Origin of the sequence: Pseudomonas songnenensis (assembly GCF_003696315.1) — a bacterium.
In the GTDB taxonomy this organism is placed as follows: Bacteria; Pseudomonadota; Gammaproteobacteria; order Pseudomonadales; family Pseudomonadaceae; genus Stutzerimonas; species Stutzerimonas songnenensis.
Genome location: NZ_RFFN01000010.1, coordinates 42,413 through 60,320, shown reverse-complemented (window position 1 = coordinate 60,320; position 17,908 = coordinate 42,413). Strand labels below are relative to the sequence as shown.

The window sequence follows — 17,908 nt, the reverse complement described above, 5'->3', positions numbered from 1 at the left end:
TCAGAGCGGGCCATACGGTTGGCCCCTGCCTGAATTACGAGCGCAGCGGCGGCCGCTAAGTTCAACCGCCGCGCCGCCAGCCGCCGGGCGTTCACTGGTCCGATGTCGATTTCGCCCGGCGCCGATCGACTCTGTCACAGGGCCATCGCCGCGCGGCGGCGGCTCCGCGTCCGCTCCCAATCCGCGCCCCGGAGGTCTACATGGCAACGCACAAGGTCGTATCCGATCAGGACTGGCTGGCTGCCCACAGCGTCCATCTGCAGGAAGAGAAACAGCTCACCCGCCAGCGCGATGCGCTCAGCGAAAAGCGCCGGCAATTGCCCTGGCGGCGCCTCGCGCAGGACTATCGTTTTCACGATGCCAGCGGCGCGGTTCGCCTGAGCGAGCTGTTCGAGGGTCGCAGCCAGCTGGTGATCAAGCACTTCATGTTCGGCCCGGACTGGAGCGAAGGCTGCGTCGGCTGTTCGTTCGAGGCCGATCATATCGGCGGCGCGCTGCTGCACCTGCTGCAGCATGACGTCAGCTTCGCCGCCATTTCCCGCGCGCCGTTCGATCGGCTGGAGGCGTTCCGCCAGCGCATGGGCTGGCAGTTCCGCTGGCTGTCGTCGGCAGGCAGCACATTCAACCGCGACTTCCACGTGTCCTTCGATGCCGAGGACATCGTCGAGGGCAAGGTCTTCTACAACTACGTCTGGCAACCCTTCGTCTGCGAGGAGCTGTCGGGCTTCAGCGTTTTCTACCAGGACCCGCAGGGCGACATCTTCCACACCTTCTCGGCCTATGGTCGCGGCGCGGAAGAACTGCTCGGCACCTATGTCCTGCTGGACATGACGCCCAACGGTCGCAACGAAACCGGCCCGCAACACAACCTCACCGACTGGGTACGCCTGCACGACCGTTACGGCAGCAGCGATCGCGTCGCCCCGAGCGGGCGCTCAGAGCCCGCCGGCTGCTGCCACGAGCAGCAGCGAGGCTGAGGGCTACTGCCGTCGAATGAAGACGATCTGCGGGTCCATCTCGCCGTCGGTGAAGCCAAATTCCACCGCATCACCGACTGCCAGCCCACCAAGCTGCGCAGCATCGGCTTTGAACGGCATGATCATGGCAGGCCACTTCAGCTCAGGCACGGGGCCGTGGGCGATGGTGACGCTGCCCTGCTGCAGATCAATGGCGCGAATCACCCCGTTGGCCTGGTGGGCCTGCTCGGCCTCCAGACTGTTGCCGGGCGCCACATCGTCCACCGGCGGTGGTGTGGTGGAAGGTTTCAGCAGATCCTCGGCTACGGCATGGCTCCCCAGGCAAAGCGTGGCAAGCAGCGCGATAAACACGGTCTTCATGTGGTTCACCCCGATCGATTCGGTGCGACGTGCTGGATAAACCTAGTAGGCCTGGCGGCGCTCGCCCTCGCTCGAACGATGCATTTGCCACGGCTGGATGACATTAAGTTTCGTTTAAGCCAGCCCTCATAACCTGTGAATCGTCGAAACCAACCACAGGAATCAACACCATGAAAACACTGACTACGCTGTTCACCGCCGCCACCCTCGCCTTCGGTGCCAACCTGGCCATGGCCAAGGACATCGGCCCGGACGAAGCACTGCGTCTGCGTGACGCCGGCACCATCCAGTCGTTCGAGAAGCTCAACGAAGCGGCACTGGCCAAGCACCCCGGCGCCACCATCGAGGAGTCGGAACTGGAAGAAGAGTACGGCCGCTACGTCTACCAGCTTGAATTGCGCGACGACAAAGGTGTGCAATGGGACGTCGAGCTCGACGCCAAGACCGGCGAAGTGCTGAAGGACCATCAGGACGACTGAGGCCAGCCATGCGTGCCCCTTTTCTCGTAACGCTTCCACTCGCGCTGCTGCTCGCTGCCACTCCGGCAGCGAGCCGCGACCTCGATCAGGACGAAGCCCTGCGGCTGCGCAATGAAGGTCTGATCGTGCCGCTGGAAACGTTGATCCAGCGGGCAATGGAACGCTACCCCGGGGCGCGTCTGCTGGAGGCAGAGCTGGAAGAGGAAGACGATATCTATGTCTATGAAATCGAATTGCTGACCACCCAGGGCGTTGCCCGCGAGCTGGAGTTCGATGCGCGCGATGGCCGCCTGATCAAGGACGAGGAAGACTGATGCGTCTGCTATTGGTCGAAGACAACGTTCCGCTGGCTGACGAACTGGTTGCCAGTCTCAGCCGTAACGGCTACGCGATCGACTGGCTCACCGATGGCCGCGACGCCGAATACCAGGGCGCAACCGAGCCCTACGACCTGATCATTCTCGACCTCGGATTGCCCGGCAAGCCGGGGCTGGAGGTGCTGCGCGCCTGGCGCGCCGCCGCCGTTACCACGCCGGTGCTGATCCTCACCGCCCGCGGCTCCTGGGCCGAACGAATCGACGGCCTCAAGGCCGGCGCCGATGACTACCTGACCAAACCCTTCCACCCCGAAGAACTGCTGCTGCGCATCCAGGCGCTGCTGCGCCGTGCCCACGGCCTGGCCAACCAGCCCATGCTGCAGGCCGGCGGCCTGGAGCTGGACGAGTCGCGCCAGTGCTGTCGCAAGGACGGCCAGGACATCGAGCTGACCGCCGGCGAGTTCCGCCTGCTGCGCTACTTCATGCTGCATCCGGGGCAGCTGCTGTCGAAAACCCAACTGACCGAACACCTGTACGACGGTGAAACCGAACGCGACTCCAACGTCATCGAGGTGCACGTCAACCGTCTGCGCGGCAAGCTCGGCCGCGAGCTGATCGAAACGCGCCGCGGTCAGGGCTATCGCTTCGGCGGCCAGACGTGAAGTCGATCCAGCGCAGCCTCGGGCTGGCACTGATTGCCACGTTGCTGCTGGTGGCGCTGGTATTGGTACAGACCAGCCTGTGGCTCTTCGAGTCAGGCCTCAGACGCAGCCTGGAGACCGATCTGCGCGAGGAGACCGAGGGCCTGCTGATCGCCCTGGTGAAGGGGCCGAACGGCGATCAGCTGGACCTTCAGCGCCTCAATCCGCGCTATCAGCGACCGTTCTCCGGCCACTACTTCAAGATTGAACTGCCGGGGCGAACCTGGCGCTCGCGCTCGCTGTGGGATGCCACACCAGACTGGCCAGCACGATCAGGGCTGGCGGACGAACTGCTCGACGGTCCACAGGGTCAGCGATTGCTCGGCTATCGCGCCGAATACCGCCGCGATGGTCAGCCGATCATCATCAGCGTCGCGCAGGACTACACACCGGTCCTCGACAGCTTTGCGCGCGTGCGACTGAGCGGTCTGGGCCTGGTCGGTTTCGCCCTGCTCGCCCTGCTGCTGTTGCAGCGCTACGCCATGGGCCTGGCACTGCGACCGCTGGAGCGCGCCCGGCAGCAGATCGCCCAGCTGCAGCAGGGCCAGCGCCAGCAGCTGGACCAGCAGGCGCCCGTCGAGCTGCAGCCACTGGTGGAGCAGATCAATCATCTGCTCAGCCACACGGAGGAGACCCTGCAGCGATCGCGGCACGCGCTGGGCAACCTCGGCCACGCACTGAAGACACCACTGGCGGTGCTCGGCAGCCTGGTGCAACGAGAGGAACTGGCCGCCCACCCCGACCTGCAGGCCAGCCTGCAGGAGCAGCTGAGCCAGATCCAGCAACGCGTGAGCCGCGAGCTGGGCCGTGCACGGCTATCGGTGGACGTCTTGCCCGGTGCGCATTTCGACTGCGACGCCGAACTGCCGGCGCTGTTCGACACCCTGGCAATGATCCACCGCTCCGACCTCGAGCTGCGCTGGCATGCTCCGGATGGTTGCCGTCTGCCACGTGATCGCGAAGACATGCTGGAGCTGCTGGGCAATCTGCTGGACAACGCCTGCAAATGGGCGAGCAGCCGCGTCGAGCTGACCATCGAGCGCAGCGGCGATGGCTTCGTCCTGCTGGTGGACGACGACGGGCCGGGCATTCCGGCGCAACAGCGGGAAAAGGTCATCGACCGCGGTGTGCGGCTGGACGAGACGTCGGAAGGTCACGGCCTGGGGCTGGGAATCGTCAGCGATATCCTGACGGCCTGGCGTGGGGAGTGGAACCTGGAAGAAAGTCCGTTGGGTGGCTTGCGTGTACGCGTCGCGCTACCCGCGATTCGTTGAGACGGTTACTGCGGGCGAGCCAGCTCGTTGCGCATGTCTTCGAGGATGGTTTCCACCAGCAGCGTGTTCTGTACCTGGTGCCCGGCGACGATACGCGTGGCATGGGTGCCATTGATCGGATAGCCGACATGGACTTCCAGCCTGCCGTCCGCCTGCGGTTCCACGCGGGTGCGATATTGCGAAGTAAACGTATCGGCCAAATGACGGGACAGAGTCTTCATGGAGCATCTCTAGCAGTGAGCCTGAGACAAAGACCCGGTTCTACGCTCGGAGATTCCAGCCGTCCATCGGGAAGCCTCCGATCTTCACCAAACTGTAACCCTCCCCGTCATTTGCGGTCGGCATCGGCATAGGCCAGCCACGCCAGCAAAAGCATCGCGACGAACGCCGTACAGGACATCGCCAGGGCATTGATCAGCAGGCTCATGTCAGGATCTCCTCATCCACCGGATCGAGTTGAAACATACCCTGAATATATGTAGCGTTGCGCGACACGTCGACCTGCTCGACATAGGCATGTAAATCTTTGGAACAGGTGCAGAGGCGATGAAACGCAAGCAATCGATCAGTCAGATTCGCTGGGACCTGGCGCTGCGCTACCGCCTGATCGAGACCATCGCCTGGTGGGAAGGCCGCCTGACCACGGGCCACCTGATGCAGAGTTTCGGCATCAGCCGCCAGCAGGCCTCGAAGGACATCAACACCTACCTGAACGAACATGCGCCCAAAAACCTGACATATGACCGCCACCTGAAGGGCTACAAGCCGACCAAAGGCTTTCAGCCGCTGTTCATCGACGGTAGCGCCAGCGCCTACCTGCACCTGCTCGACCAGAACCGCGTGCGCGCCCCGCACATCGAAGGCCTGGCGCTGGCCTACGCGCATACCGAGGTACTGCAGGTGCCGGACCGCAGCATCCGCCCCGAGGTGCTGCGCCCGATCCTGCAGGCCTGCCGCGAAGGGCTGCGGCTGGAGAGCGAGTACGTCTCGCTGGCCAATCCCGAGGTGGAAATCCGCGTGATGGCGCCGCACACGCTGGTGTTCACCGGCATGCGCTGGCACGTGCGCGCCTACTGCGAGAAGAACCGCGAGTACCGCGACTTCGTGCTCAGCCGCTTCCGCGGCGAGCCGGACCTGATGGATGAAAGCAAACACACCCGCGAGCAGGACGAGGCATGGAACACGCCGGTGACGGTGCTGATCGAGCCGGACGCACGGCTGAGCCCGGCACAGAAGGCGATCATCGAGGTGGATTACGGGATGCTCGACGGCCACTTGCCGGTGGAGACGCGCGGCGCACTGGTGCAGTACGTGCTGCAGCGGTTCGGCATCGACCCGAACACCGTGCAGGCCAATGCGGCGGCGCAGCAGCTGCAGGTGGGGAATCTGCAGGCGTTGAAGGGGTGGTTGTACTCGTGAGGGCTTGTGGGGGTGGTTTTGTGCGCGAAGAGCGTCGGCACAGATTTCGGTATGTGAGCGCCGCGCTTTTCGCGGCCGGGACTACAGGTTGCGCCTTGCACGGCGCCTCGCTGGCTTCCGCTCCGCGCTCACACTCGACTGGCCCGTCTGGCGGAAGCATTGGTTTCGCCCTGCTGGGCGACTCACTTTTTCCAAACGCCGGACGTCCGGACCCAAAAAAAGTAAGCAAAAACGCTTGCCCCTGCATCCGGGTCTCGCTGCGCTCGACTTCCCTCACTCCATCCGCGCTCCGGCGGCCGGCGTACAAGGGCCATCCTTGGCCCTTTACGCCTCTCGCGGCATCCATGCCGCTCGCTCCCCTCCGCGCGGATTCCGTTCGGCCTCCTGAAAGGGGCATTCGGTGGGGCCTGATAGCTTCTTGGTCAACAAACAAGCAACGCGTGCTTGTTCCGCTGTTTGCGAATTTTCAGGCGGCTCGGACTCGACTCCCCTTCAGGAGGCCGAGCGTAGGTGCTGCGCAGGGGGACGCGAGGCATGGACGCCGAGCGAGGAGCGAAGGGACAGGGACGTCCCTTCGCGACGGCCCCCGGAGCAGCGCCGGAGGGAGGGAAGTTTTGCGAAGCAAAACCCGGATGTCGGGGTGGCCTTCTTTTTGGTTACTTTTTCTTGGCCAAGCAAGAAAAAGTGACGCGCCGTGCAAGGCGCAACCTGTAGTCCGGGCCGAGGAAAGCGCGGGGCGTCCAAACCGTCCGCCGAAGCCCGCGACAGTCACGAGTTCCACAAGCCTTACATCCGACGCAACCACCCGCCGCACAACCCACGCCAGCGGCTCGCCACTGCACCCGCCCACAATGAGCCTGAGCCCATGCGCCTGATCCACACCTCCGACTGGCACCTCGGCCAGACCCTCCACGGCCAGGACCGCGACTACGAACACGCGCAATTCCTCGCCTGGCTGCTCGACCAGTTGATCACCCACCGCGCCGACGCCCTGCTGATCGCCGGCGACGTGTTCGACACGGTAAACCCGCCACTCAAGGCCCAGGAGCGCCTCTATGACTTCATCGTCCGCGCCCACGAAAAGCTCCCGCAGCTGGACATCGTGATGATCGCCGGCAACCACGACTCGGGCGGGCGCATTGAGCTGCCGGCACCGTTGATGAGGCGCCTCAATGCCCATGCCATCGGCCGCATCAGCTGGGTCGCCGAGGGCCAGCTGGACCACCAGCGGCTGCTGGTGCCGCTGCACGACGCCGCTGGCAACACCGCCGCCTGGTGCCTCACCTTGCCCTTCCTGCGCCCGGCCGAGGTCACCGGAATGACGCTGGGCGACGACTACATGGCCGGCATTCGCCAGGTGCATGAACGCCTCATCGACGCCGCCGAATCCGCACGCCAGCCCGGCCAGGCGCTGGTCGCCATGAGCCATGCGCACATGGCCGGCGGCGTGGTGTCGGAGGAGTCCGAGCGCAACATCGTCATCGGCAACGCCGAGGCCCTGCCGGCCAGCCTGTTTCCCGAGTCCGTCGCCTACGTCGCCCTCGGCCACCTGCACAAGCCGCAGCAGGTCGCCGGGCAGCCGCGCATCCGCTATAGCGGCTCGCCGCTGCCGCTGTCCTTCGCGGAGGTCAACTACCCGCATCAGGTGCTGCTGGTCGAACTCGACGGCGAGCAGCTGGCGCAGGTCGACAGCCTGGCGGTGCCGCGTGCGGTGGAGATGATCCGCATCGGCCGCGCCCCGCTGGCCGAGGTAATCGCCGCGCTGGAGGCGCTGCCGCCCACCGGCCTGTTCGACGAATACCTGCCCTGGCTGGAGGTACGCGTGCTGCTCGACGAGCCGCTGCCGGACCTGCGCCAGCGCATCGAAACCGCGATAACCGGCAAGGCCTGCCGGCTGGTGCGCATCGCCAGCGAATACGCCGGCAAGCGCGGCGAAACGGAATCGGACGTGCTGCTCGGCCTCGACCAGATCACCCCGCAGGAGCTGTTCGCACGCGCCTGGGAAGAACAGTACGGCAACCCGGCGGATGAACAGGCGCTGGACGATTTCGCCACCCTGCTGCAACGGGTCGAGTTCGCCGATGAGGAGATTGAGCGATGAAAATCCTCGCCATCCGCCTGAAGAACCTGGCGTCGCTGGCTGGTGAGCAGGTCATCGACTTCACCGCCGAACCCCTGGCCAGCGCCGGGCTGTTCGCCATCACCGGGCCCACCGGTGCCGGCAAGAGCACCATTCTCGACGCCCTGTGCCTGGCGCTGTTCGGCAGCACGCCGCGACTCGACAGCGTCTCGCCGCTGAACAAGGTCCCCGACGTGGAAGCCGAAATCGGCGGTGGCGACGAGCGCAATCTGCTGCGCCGTGGCTGTGGCAGCGGCTACGCCGAGGTCGATTTCGTCGGCGTCGACGGCCACCGCTACCGCGCACGCTGGGAGGTCAAGCGCGCCCGCGAGAAGATCGACGGCCGCCTGCAGGCCAGCAGCCAGAGCCTTACGGATCTCGACAGCGGCACGCTCCTGGCCAGCGGCAAGAAACGCGAATTCAAGGAATTGCTCGAAGCCCGCCTGGGGCTGACCCTGGCGCAGTTCACCCGCGCCGTGCTGCTGGCGCAGAGCGAGTTTTCCGCCTTCCTCAAGGCCGACGACAACGAGCGCGGCACCCTCCTGGAAAAGCTCACCGATACCGGGCTCTACAGTCGCCTCGGCCAGGCCGCCTTCGAGGCCGCCAAGCAGGCGAAGGAAGGCCTCGCCCGTCTGGAGCAGCAGGCCGGCGGCCTGCAACCGCTGGAGCCGGAGCAGCGTGACGAACTGGAGCGCGAACATCAGGCCCAGCTCATTGAGCTGAAAGCGCTGCAGCAGCAGCTCAAGGCGCTGGAAGCGCAGCGGCAATGGCTCAGCGAACTGCAGCACCTGGAAAACGAGCGCGAAGCGGCCCGCCAGCAACTGCAGGATGCCGAAGACGAGCGCGAAAACCTCGCCGAGGCCCGGCGCATCCTCGACCTGTTCGAGCAACTGGCGCCGCAACGCCATCGTTTCCTGCGCCAGCAGGATCTCGGCCCGCTGCTGGACAAGGCCGCCGACAGCCTGGCGCGCCTGCAGCATGAGGAACAGGCCGTGCAGCAGCGCCTGGCCGAGCTGCAGAGCCAATGCAGCGCCGCCAGCGAGCAACTGCGTTCGGCCGAACAGGCGCGCCAGGACGCCGAGCCGCGGCTCGTCCAGGCGCGCCGTGAAGAAGAACGCCTGCAGCATCTGAACGCCGACCTCGCCTCGATCCGTGAAGAAAGCGTCCAGGCCGATGCCGCGGCCAGCGCCGGCGAGGCAACGCTCAAACAGCTCGAGCAGCAGCAACAGCGCACCGCCGAACAGTTCGCGGCGCTGACGCAGCCACTCGAAACGAGTGCAGCCCTGCAACCACTCTGTGCGGCATGGGACGGTTACCGCCCGCGGCTGCAGCAGGCCGTCCAGCTGGCGGCACGCCTGCAGCACGGCCAGAGCGAGCTTCCCGCGCTGGAAGCGCAGGCCCAGGCCGCCGAAACCCAGCAGAATGTGGCCCGCGAGGCGCTGGACAACCTGCAACGCGAGCGCGACAGCGATGTCGGGCTGGCCGAACAGCTGGCCCAGCTGCATCGACAGCTCGACGACTGGCGCCAGGCCGAGCGCGAAACCGATGCGCTGCAGCAGCTCTGGTCTCAGCAGCTGACGCTCGTCGCCAGCCGGCGCGAATTGGCCGACGCCCACGTCAGCCAGCAGGCTGAACTGGACAGCCTGGTGCCGCTGGGCAAACAGGTTCGCATTGATAGAGATGCCGCCGAGCAGGCGCTCAAGGTCACCCTCGCCGTGCTCGAGCGCCAGCGTCTGGCGCGCAGCGAGAATGTCGAGGCGTTGCGCGCGGCACTGGTGCCCGGCGAGGCCTGCCCGGTCTGCGGCAGCCACGAGCATCCCTGGCAGCAGACCGATGCACTGGTTGCCAGCCTTGCTCGGCACGACGACAGCGAGGCCGCGCACGCGCAGCAGGCGTTACAGGAACAGGACCAGCGCCTGCAGGAGCTGCGCGATCGCCATGTGGCGCTCAGCACGCAGTTGCGCCAGACGCAGCAACGCCAGAGCGAAGTCGACGCGCAGCTGCAGGCCCTGGCGCCGCGCCTGCTCGCCCTGCCTGCGCACGCACGATTGCTTGAGCAGCCGGAAGCCGAGCGTTCACCATGGTTGGAAACGCAGCTGACGGCACTCAAAGGCCAGATCGCCAGCGCCAGCCAGCGTCAGCAGCAACTGCTCGCCCTGCAACAGCGCAGCGAAACCCTGCAGCAGGCCTGGCAGGCCGCGCGCGAGGCCTGTGTCGAGGCGACTCAACAGCTCGCGCGCCAGCGCGATGCCCTCGCCCGCGATAGCCAACAACTCGACGAGGAGCTGACGGCCTTTGCCGAACTGCTGCCCGTCGAGCAACTGCAGCGCTGGCGCGAAGACCCGGCGCAGACCTTTATGCAGCTGGACGCCAGCATCGCCACGCGGCTGCAGCAGCTGCAGGCGCAGTCCGAACTGAGCGAGGAGCTGCGCCAGGGCGAACAGCGCCGCAGCGACGAACAGTTGCAACAGCACCATCGTCAGGAGAAACAGGCAGGCTGCAGCGTGCGACTGGCTGAGCGCGAAAAGCTTCTTGTCGCCTGCCAGCAGGCGCTGCGGACCAGCCTTGGCGAGCAAAGCAGCGCCAGCGCCTGGCAACATCAGCTGGACGCGGCCATCCAGACTGCGCGGCAAACCCAGGCCGGGATCGATCGGCAGCTCAACGAGAGCAAACTTGGCCTGACGCGCCTGCTCAGCGAGCAACAGAACTGCCGCCAGCGCCACGCCGAATTGCAGCAGGAACGCGACGCGCTGAACGCGGAACTGGGCGCCTGGCGCGCCGGCCATCCGGCGCTGGACGACACCACCCTCGCCCAGCTGCTGCAGATGGACGACGCGCTGCTGGCTGAGGCGCGCCAGCGCCTGCAGCAGAACGCCGAAACCCTGACCCGCTGCCGCGAACGCCTCGACGGCTGCCTCAGCCGTCTGACGGCACATGAACAGCAGCAGCCCGAAGCGCCGGATGCCGCACAGCTGCAACTGCGCTACGCAGAGCAATTGCAGCAGTGCGAGCAGGCCGACCAGCGCTGCGCGGAAACCCGTGCCCAGCTGCTCGACGACGACAAGCGCCGCCGCCAGAGCCAGGCGTTGCTCGCGCAGATCGACGCCGCGCGCGCCGAAATGCAGCGCTGGGGGCGCATCGCCGCGCTGATCGGCTCAAGCGACGGCGGCGCCTTCCGCAAGATCGCCCAGGCCTACAACCTCGATCTGCTGGTGCAGCACGCCAATGTGCAGCTGCGCCAGCTGGCGCGGCGTTATCGGCTCAAGCGCGGCGGCAGTCCGCTGGGCCTGCTGGTCATGGACACCGAGATGGGCGACGAGCTGCGCTCGGTGCATTCGCTGTCCGGCGGCGAGACCTTCCTCGTTTCGCTGGCCCTGGCCCTGGGCCTGGCCTCGATGGCGTCGAGCAAGCTGAAAATCGAATCGCTGTTTATCGACGAAGGTTTCGGCAGCCTCGACCCCGAGTCGCTGCAGATCGCCATGGACGCGCTGGATTCGCTGCAGGCCCAGGGCCGCAAGGTGGCGGTGATTTCCCACGTCGCGGAAATGCACGAGCGCATCCCGGTTCAGATCCAGGTGCGCCGTCAGGGCAATGGGCAGAGTGATCTGCAGATTGTCGGGGGGCTTTCATAAAGCTCGGCGCTGTCGCGCGGACATGCCGCCGTCGCTTGGCGACGGTCGGCACGACCTCGGCGGCTTCGAGCCCAACGCAGCCATCCGCAAGCCAGCGCCGATCGCTAAGCATTGCGCGCCATCGCGGCTGAATGTTTTTCGAGCAACGTCCGAGCGCCCCTGGGACGCGGCTTTGCTTGGAAAGCACTGACCTTGCGGCCATTCGTCCGCTTGTGTTTCCCCAGCACCAGCCGTAAGGTTCGCGCGTTTTCTTATCCGCCCAGGTGTGCACGACCGCAAGGTCCGCATTAAACGGGAAGCCGGTGCGCTCGATGAGCAAGGCCGGCGCTGCCCCCGCAACGGTAATCGACCGCGATCCTCAGGGATCGCCGTCCGCTCCACAGCCACTGTGTTCCGACATGGGAAGGTGAGCGTGATGCGTGTCGAAAGCCCGGAGACCGGCCTGACGGATTCGACTGGTGTTGCGGAGGGCAGCACCGTCAAGCGCTGCTGCCCGTCATCCCCGCGCTTGTTCCTGCCCTCCTCAAAAGTCTGCGATCTTTTGAGGAATTCCAAGAATGAAACTGTCCCGACTTGCCCTGGCCGTGGCGCTGCTGCCTGGCGTGCAGGTGTTTGCTGCTGAGCTGACACGCGACGAAGCGCTGAAGCTGTCCGATACGGTGGTCAGCGCAAACCGCGAACCACAGCGACGCAACCAGACCCCGGCGGCCACCACTGTATTCAACCGAGATGATATCGAGCGGTTGCAGATTCGCAGCGTCGCGGAGTTGCTGGAACGTGTGCCGGGCGTAAGCATCACCCGCACAGGCGGAGCAGGCAGCCAAACCGGCCTGTTTCTTCGCGGCACCTCCAGTACCCAGACCCTGGTTCTGGTCGATGGTCAGCGCATCGCTGCAACCTCCAGCGGCACCAGCAGCCTCGAATTTCTCAGCCCCGATCAGATCGAACGGATCGAAGTCGTGCGCGGCCCGCGGTCGGCGCTGTATGGCTCGGATGCCATCGGCGGCGTGGTGCAGATCTTCACCCGCCAAGGCAGCGGTCAGGGGCTTGCGCCTGCGGTCCGCTTCGGCGCGGGAAGCAACGGCACCTTCGAACGCAGCCTGAACCTCTCCGGTGGGAATGGCCAGACTCGCTTCAACCTGGGGGCCGCGATGGATGAAACCCAAGGTATCGACGCGACGCGCGATAGCTTCGGCGCCAATGGCGATGACGACGCTTACCGCAATCGTTCGCTCAGTCTGAACGTTGCACACCGCTTTAATGATCGGCTCGAGGCGGGTGTCAGCGCGCTCGATCAGCGAGGCGAAATTGAGTTCGACGACACCTTCGACGGCTTTCAGCCGACCGTGGATTTCCAGTTGAGCAGCATCTCCGGGTTCGTTGACGCCAAACTCAATGATGTCTGGAACAGCCGCCTTGAGGTCGGGCACAGCGAGGACAAGCGGGACACCGGAAACGACAGCCTCCTGGCTCCTGACTATGTGTTTTTCAGCTACTCGACCTATCGTGACTCGGCCAGCTGGGTGAATACACTTCAGCTCGATCCGGCCCATCAATTGTTGCTGGGTGCCGATTGGCATGAGGACCAGCTGCACAGCTCGAGCGACTTTGCCCAGGACTCCCGTTGGAACCAGGCGGCCTTCATCCAGCACCGCTATACCGGCAACGCCTTTTCTACAGAGATTGGCCTGCGCCACGACAAGAACGAACAGTACGGCAGCGAGAACACTTGGAACGCGGCGCTTACCGTACCGCTGGATACTCGCAATGACCTGGTCGTTTCCTACAGCGAAGGCTTCCGCGCTCCAACATTCAATGAACTATATGACGCGTGGTACGGAAATCCCGACCTATCACCTGAAAAGTCCAAGAGCTACGAGCTGCAATGGCGCAACCGCTACAGCGAAAGCGGCTCGCTGGAGGTGTCGCTGTACCGCACCGACATCGAGGACGCCATCGTCTCGGACGCCTTCTGGATTCCTCAGAATGTCCAGACCGCACGGATCAACGGCCTGGAGGCCACCCTCCGGCAGGACGTGTTCGGTTGGCAGGCTAGCCTCGCGGCCGGCCTGATCGACCCGCGCGATCGCGATAGCGGTCATACACTCGCCCGTCGCGCCAAGCGCACGCTAAGCCTGGATCTGGACCGGCAGCTGGGCGAGTTTTCGGTGGGCGCTAGCTGGAGAGCCGTCAGCGGCCGCTATGACGACGCCGACAATAACATCGAGCTGGGCGGCTACGGCCTGCTTGGCTTGCGTGGGAGTTGGCAGGCCAGCTCGGAGGTGAAGCTGGACCTGAAGCTGAACAACCTGTTCGACAAGGACTATGCGGAAACCACCTACAGCACCGCCAACGGACGCTACGGATACAACACCGAAGGCCGTACCGCGCTATTCGCCATCACCTGGACTCCCTCGCTGTAGCAGCGTCTACCGGCGCGCCCGCTCAGGGCGCTGCCGCCATCACTTCGCAGAGCTTCCGGATCGCCCCCAGCATCTGGAAGCTCGGCCGCTCCAGGCCCTTGTCGGGCACTTCAAGCAGTCGACCGCTGCGCACGGCACTAAGCTGCGGCCAGGCCTGCCACTCATCCAGCTGCGCACCGCTACCGGCGAGGATGACCTCGGGATCGCGGGCAAGCACGGCTTCGACGCTGACCTGAGGTGCCGCCAGGGTCAGGTCGGCGAAAACATTCTGTCCCCCACACACCTCGATCGCTTCGCTGATGATCTGCCGACCGCCGAGGGTATAAAGCGGGCGATTCCAGATCTGGTAGAACACCCGCAGTGGCTCCGCGCGCAGGTAATGGCTGCGTAACTCGGCAAGGCCTGCGCGAAATTGCTCCGCCAGCCGCTCGCCTTGTTCGGCGCGGCCTACGGCATTACCAACCACAACGAATTGTTCGGCCAGTCCTTCGAGCCGGGTTTGTTCGACAACCAGCACCGGAATACCGAATTGCTGTAGCTGTTCGCGCTGGCTGCGCGGCACGCTATCCGGCCAGAGCAGCACGAGATCAGGGCGCAGGCTGAGCAGGGTTTCCATCTCCACCTGGCCGTAGCGCCCAACCGAAGGCACTGACTGCAGCTCGGCAGGGCGCTCGCCACCATCCAGGACGCCAACCAGCCGGTCGGCAGCATCGAGTTCGAGCATGATCTCGCTGAGCGATGGCGCCAGACTCACCACCCGCTCAGCAGCCAACGCAGGCAATGACGCCAGGGAAATCAGCGCAGCGAGGAGTAGACGTCGCATCAATGCAATTGCCGCGGAATGCGGTAGAGCACCAGCAAGACCAGGCTGCCGAATACCAGCAACAGGCGGGCGACCGGCTCCATGCCCAGCAGGGCCCCGGCGGCCGCGAGCCAGGCGGGCAGCGATGCGATCAGCAGGCCGCGACGGCGAACACGGCGCAAACGCGCCCAGGCTTCCGCCTCGCCAGGGCTGTCCAGCGCCTGTTCGGTAGCAATCAGTGCATGTTTGAAGGCGGTGAAGGCCCGCAGGCTGAAGAACAGCGAAACCAGGCCAGCAGCGAAGAGTGGCAACCCCCAATCGGCAAACACCACCGATGTACGCCCAAGGACCAGCACAGGCAGCACCATCAGCAGTGTATGCAGCCAGCCGTCACGTGCGAGCTGGCGGCGGGCAGCAGTGCGGTTCACGACTGTTCGGCTTCGCCCTGGTGGATCTCGCCGAGCATGTGGCCGAGCTTGCCGGCCTTGGTGGCGAGGTAGTTGCGGTTGTAAGGGTTGTGCGCGATCTGCAACGGCTTGCGCTCGGCGACGCGAATGCCGAAGCCCTGCAGCGCCTTGACCTTGCGCGGGTTGTTGGTCATCAGCTTGATTTCGGCGATGCCGAGATGCTCGAGCATCGGCAGGCAGATGCCGTAGTCGCGCATGTCCGGCGCGAAGCCCAGGCGCTCGTTGGCCTCGACGGTATCGGCGCCGGCGTCCTGCAGCTCGTAGGCACGGATCTTGTTCAGCAGGCCGATGCCGCGGCCTTCCTGGCGCAGATAGAGCAGCACGCCGCGGCCCTCGTCGGCAATCGCGCGCAGTGCCGCTTCCAGCTGGAAGCCGCAGTCACAGCGCAGACTGAACAACGCATCGCCGGTCAGGCACTCGGAATGCAGACGGCCCAGCACCGGCTTGCCATCGGCCACATCGCCCAACGTCAGCGCGACATGCTCCTTGCCAGTGTCCTGGTCGAGAAAACCATGCATGGTGAACACACCGAACGGCGTCGGCAGTTGGGAAGCGGCGACGAACACGACAGACACGGGCGGAAGTCCCAGAGGCAGAAAAGCGGACATTGTAACACCAACAAACGGCGAATCAGGCCGGAGAGTTTTGCCGGCGAAAGTGCCAATTGTGCCGCTCAGCGAGCCTGGCGGTTGCTAGGATGTCTTCGACTCCAGCACCAGCACGCCCTGCTCCTCGCGCCAGCTGACGCGACCGAGAAAGCTCATGCCAAGCAGCGCGTCGGTGGGCGAGCCGCCCTCGACGACTACCGCTTCCACGCCGATCACCTCGATCGCCCCGACCTTCACGCTGTTGAGATGAACGCGCCAGGCCTTGGCGGTACCGCTGGCGGTGCTCACCACCATCGGCCGGCCGTTGACCCGGTAGTCGATGCCCAGCCGGCGCGCCTGATGTTCGTTGATCGCCACCGAGGTAGCGCCGGTATCGACGAGAAACTGGATCGGCTGGCCATTGATCGCGCCGGCGATCCAGTAATGGCCGCCGGTGCCCTTGGCCACGCTCAGTTGGGTCTTGCTTGGTGTGGCGTAGGCGCCGCTGTATTCGCGGCTCAGGTTGTAGTGACGTTCGACGCCATCGACCCGCAGTACCGCGCCGCTGGCATCGGCACTGACTACCTGAACGCCGCCTGGGCCCGTCTGCCCGACCTTGACCAGCTTGCGCTGGCCGTCGACATTGACCACCGCAGCTCCCGGAAACAGCCCGACCACCTGCACCATGGACGCGGCCTGCGCCAGCGCAGGCAGCAGCAACAGGCTGGCGAACAGAATGGGGATGCTACGCATGGCTATTTCCTCGAAACCAGGCCGTCCGGGCCGGAACGACCGATCATCCATTAACAACCGGCACGCTGCAGCGACCGGCCGCACAATCAAACCAGCAGTGCCACCAGCCCCTGCATGACCGCCCAGGCAGCAACCCCGGCGAGGATATCGTCGAGCATGATGCCCACCCCGCCGTGGATATGCCGATCGACCCAGCTGATCGGCCAGGGTTTGGCGATGTCCATCACGCGGAAGATGACGAACCCGAGCAGCATCCAGTACCAGCCTTCCGGGACCAGCCAGAAGGTGATCCAGATACCGACAAATTCGTCCCAGACGATGCCTTCGTGGTCGTGCACACCGAGTTCGCGCGCCACCTTGCCGCACAGCCAGACGCCGAACAGCATGGTCAGGCCGAGCATCAGCAGATAACCCCAGCCTGGCAGCAGTTGCCACAGCGGCACGAACGGCAGCGCTACCAGCGAACCCCAGGTTCCCGGTGCCTTGGGCATCAGCCCGGAGCCGAAGCCGAACGCCAGGTTGTGCCAGGGATTGGACCAGACCAGGGTTTGCGGCTTGGCCGCGACCGGCGAGGTATCAGTCAAAACAGCGTTCCTTATCGGGTCGGAGGCAAGCGGCTGCTCTCGCAGCGGCGCTTACGCATTGAAATGGTTGTAGCCGCGCTCGGAGACGGGCACTTCGTTGCCCGCTGCATCGATCAGCTGAACACCCTCCCCTGCCCACACCCGGCCGATGACCTGCACCGGCCAGCCGGCAGCCTGCAGCGGCGCCAGCTCGGCAGGCGGCAGGGTGAAGGCCAGCAGGTAGTCGTCGCCGCCAGCCAGCGCGCAACGCAGCGCTTCGGCGTCGCCGGCGAAACGGCGCAGCGGCTCGGACAACGGCAGCCGATCACGCTCGATCTGCAGCGCGACGCCTGATGCCTTGGCAATATGCCCGCAGTCAGCCAGCAGACCGTCGGAGATATCCAGCGCCGCCGTGGCCTTGCCTCGTAGCACCTCGCCCAAGGCCAGCTGCGGTTGCGGCGACCAGTAACGCGCCAACAGGTGTTCGGCGACATCCGCATCGGCTTCGGCCTGCCGCAACACCAGCGGCAACGCGCCGGCTGCCTCGCCCAGCACACCGCCGACGCAGAGCAGATCGCCGACCTGCGCGCCGGACCGAACCAGCGCCTGCCCGGACGGCACGCGGCCGAACACGGTGACGGTCAGGCTCAGCGGGCCACGGGTGGTATCGCCGCCAATCAGACGCAGGCTGCAGTCGAGCGCCATGGCATCCAGTCCGCGGGCGAACTCGGCGAGCCACAGCGGATCGCCGTTCGGCAGGCTCACGGCAAGGGTGAAGCCGATGGGTGTGGCGCCCATGCCGGCCAGGTCGCTGGCGGCGACGGCCAGGGCGCGCTGGCCGAGCAGGAACGGATCGCAGGGATCGGGGAAATGCACCCCGGCGACCAGGGTGTCGGTGGACACGGCCAGCTGTTCACCGGTGGGAATCTGCAGCAGGGCACAATCGTCGCCGATGCCGAGAACGACTTCGCCGCCGGCCCTGGCACAAGCGGCGGCGGCGAAGTAGTGACGGATCAGCTCGAACTCACCCAGCAA

17 protein-coding genes and 1 riboswitch are annotated in these 17,908 nt (G+C 65.4%); of the genes, 9 read left to right on the top strand and 8 right to left on the bottom strand.

The annotated features are described in order from the left end of the window. The first annotated feature begins 200 nt into the window (after positions 1-200). Positions 201-977 carry a DUF899 domain-containing protein gene (locus EA798_RS19520; protein ID WP_122100014.1) on the top strand — a complete coding sequence of 259 codons (777 nt, stop codon included), beginning with the start codon at positions 201-203 and terminating at the stop codon, positions 975-977. A 3-nt stretch (positions 978-980) separates the two neighbouring features. Here EA798_RS19520 and EA798_RS19515 read toward each other — a convergent pair whose 3' ends face one another. Continuing rightward, positions 981-1,337 (bottom strand): copper-binding protein, encoded by a 357-nt coding sequence (locus EA798_RS19515; RefSeq protein WP_122100013.1) that lies wholly within the window; start codon positions 1,335-1,337, stop codon positions 981-983. A 170-nt stretch (positions 1,338-1,507) separates the two neighbouring features. Here EA798_RS19515 and EA798_RS19510 point away from each other — a divergent pair, with 170 nt between their 5' ends. Genes EA798_RS19510 through EA798_RS19495 form a run of 4 tightly spaced genes read left to right on the top strand, consistent with a single transcriptional unit; the run spans position 1,508 to position 4,108 of the window. Continuing rightward, positions 1,508-1,816, top strand: a complete 309-nt coding sequence (locus tag EA798_RS19510) for a PepSY domain-containing protein (RefSeq protein WP_106155880.1) — start codon at positions 1,508-1,510, stop codon at positions 1,814-1,816. A gap of 8 nt (positions 1,817-1,824) precedes the next feature. Beyond that, positions 1,825-2,130, top strand: a complete 306-nt coding sequence (locus EA798_RS19505; protein ID WP_122100012.1) for a PepSY domain-containing protein — start codon at positions 1,825-1,827, stop codon at positions 2,128-2,130. After that, positions 2,130-2,795 (top strand): response regulator transcription factor, encoded by a 666-nt coding sequence (locus EA798_RS19500; protein ID WP_122100011.1) that lies wholly within the window; start codon positions 2,130-2,132, stop codon positions 2,793-2,795. Before EA798_RS19505 ends, EA798_RS19500 begins: the two co-directional genes overlap by 1 nt. Beyond that, positions 2,792-4,108, top strand: coding sequence for a sensor histidine kinase (locus EA798_RS19495; protein ID WP_122100010.1), 1,317 nt, complete (start codon positions 2,792-2,794; stop codon positions 4,106-4,108). The genes EA798_RS19500 and EA798_RS19495 overlap by 4 nt, the downstream gene beginning before the upstream one ends. Positions 4,109-4,113: 5 nt before the next feature. Here the strand turns inward: EA798_RS19495 and EA798_RS19490 are convergent, their stop codons facing one another. Next, positions 4,114-4,329, bottom strand: a complete 216-nt coding sequence (locus EA798_RS19490) for a hypothetical protein (RefSeq protein WP_106155884.1) — start codon at positions 4,327-4,329, stop codon at positions 4,114-4,116. A gap of 325 nt (positions 4,330-4,654) precedes the next feature. Here EA798_RS19490 and EA798_RS19485 point away from each other — a divergent pair, with 325 nt between their 5' ends. The 4 genes from EA798_RS19485 (at position 4,655) to EA798_RS19465 (ending at position 13,701) form a co-directional block, all read left to right on the top strand. After that, positions 4,655-5,527, top strand: coding sequence for a helix-turn-helix transcriptional regulator (locus tag EA798_RS19485; protein ID WP_122100009.1), 873 nt, complete (start codon positions 4,655-4,657; stop codon positions 5,525-5,527). An 865-nt stretch (positions 5,528-6,392) separates the two neighbouring features. Then, on the top strand, positions 6,393-7,628 hold the full coding sequence (locus EA798_RS19475; RefSeq protein ID WP_122100008.1) for an exonuclease SbcCD subunit D C-terminal domain-containing protein: 1,236 nt from the start codon (positions 6,393-6,395) through the stop codon (positions 7,626-7,628). Continuing rightward, the gene (locus EA798_RS19470; RefSeq protein ID WP_122100007.1) at positions 7,625-11,278 is read left to right on the top strand and encodes an SbcC/MukB-like Walker B domain-containing protein; all 3,654 of its coding nucleotides are present in this window, start codon (positions 7,625-7,627) and stop codon (positions 11,276-11,278) included. Before EA798_RS19475 ends, EA798_RS19470 begins: the two co-directional genes overlap by 4 nt. Before the next feature lie 243 nt (positions 11,279-11,521). After that, positions 11,522-11,738, top strand: a riboswitch (cobalamin riboswitch). A 97-nt stretch (positions 11,739-11,835) separates the two neighbouring features. Continuing rightward, positions 11,836-13,701 carry a TonB-dependent receptor domain-containing protein gene (locus EA798_RS19465; protein ID WP_122100006.1) on the top strand — a complete coding sequence of 622 codons (1,866 nt, stop codon included), beginning with the start codon at positions 11,836-11,838 and terminating at the stop codon, positions 13,699-13,701. Between the two features lie 22 nt (positions 13,702-13,723). Here the strand turns inward: EA798_RS19465 and EA798_RS19460 are convergent, their stop codons facing one another. From EA798_RS19460 to thiL, 6 genes are all read right to left on the bottom strand, one after another. Then, entirely contained in the window at positions 13,724-14,524 is an 801-nt protein-coding gene (locus EA798_RS19460) for a cobalamin-binding protein (protein ID WP_122100005.1), read from the bottom strand. Then, positions 14,524-14,931: a hypothetical protein gene (locus EA798_RS19455; RefSeq protein ID WP_106155890.1), complete on the bottom strand. Its 408-nt coding sequence runs from the start codon at positions 14,929-14,931 to the stop codon at positions 14,524-14,526. Before EA798_RS19455 ends, EA798_RS19460 begins: the two co-directional genes overlap by 1 nt. After that, positions 14,928-15,545, bottom strand: a complete 618-nt coding sequence (ribA, locus tag EA798_RS19450) for a GTP cyclohydrolase II (protein WP_041014975.1) — start codon at positions 15,543-15,545, stop codon at positions 14,928-14,930. The genes EA798_RS19455 and ribA overlap by 4 nt, the downstream gene beginning before the upstream one ends. Positions 15,546-15,662: 117 nt before the next feature. Next, the gene (locus tag EA798_RS19445; protein WP_038663292.1) at positions 15,663-16,310 is read right to left on the bottom strand and encodes a retropepsin-like aspartic protease family protein; all 648 of its coding nucleotides are present in this window, start codon (positions 16,308-16,310) and stop codon (positions 15,663-15,665) included. Positions 16,311-16,396: 86 nt separating this feature from the next. Next, positions 16,397-16,894: a phosphatidylglycerophosphatase A family protein gene (locus EA798_RS19440; RefSeq protein WP_106155891.1), complete on the bottom strand. Its 498-nt coding sequence runs from the start codon at positions 16,892-16,894 to the stop codon at positions 16,397-16,399. A 51-nt stretch (positions 16,895-16,945) separates the two neighbouring features. Further along, positions 16,946-17,908 carry a thiamine-phosphate kinase gene (gene thiL / locus EA798_RS19435; protein ID WP_122100004.1) on the bottom strand — a complete coding sequence of 321 codons (963 nt, stop codon included), beginning with the start codon at positions 17,906-17,908 and terminating at the stop codon, positions 16,946-16,948.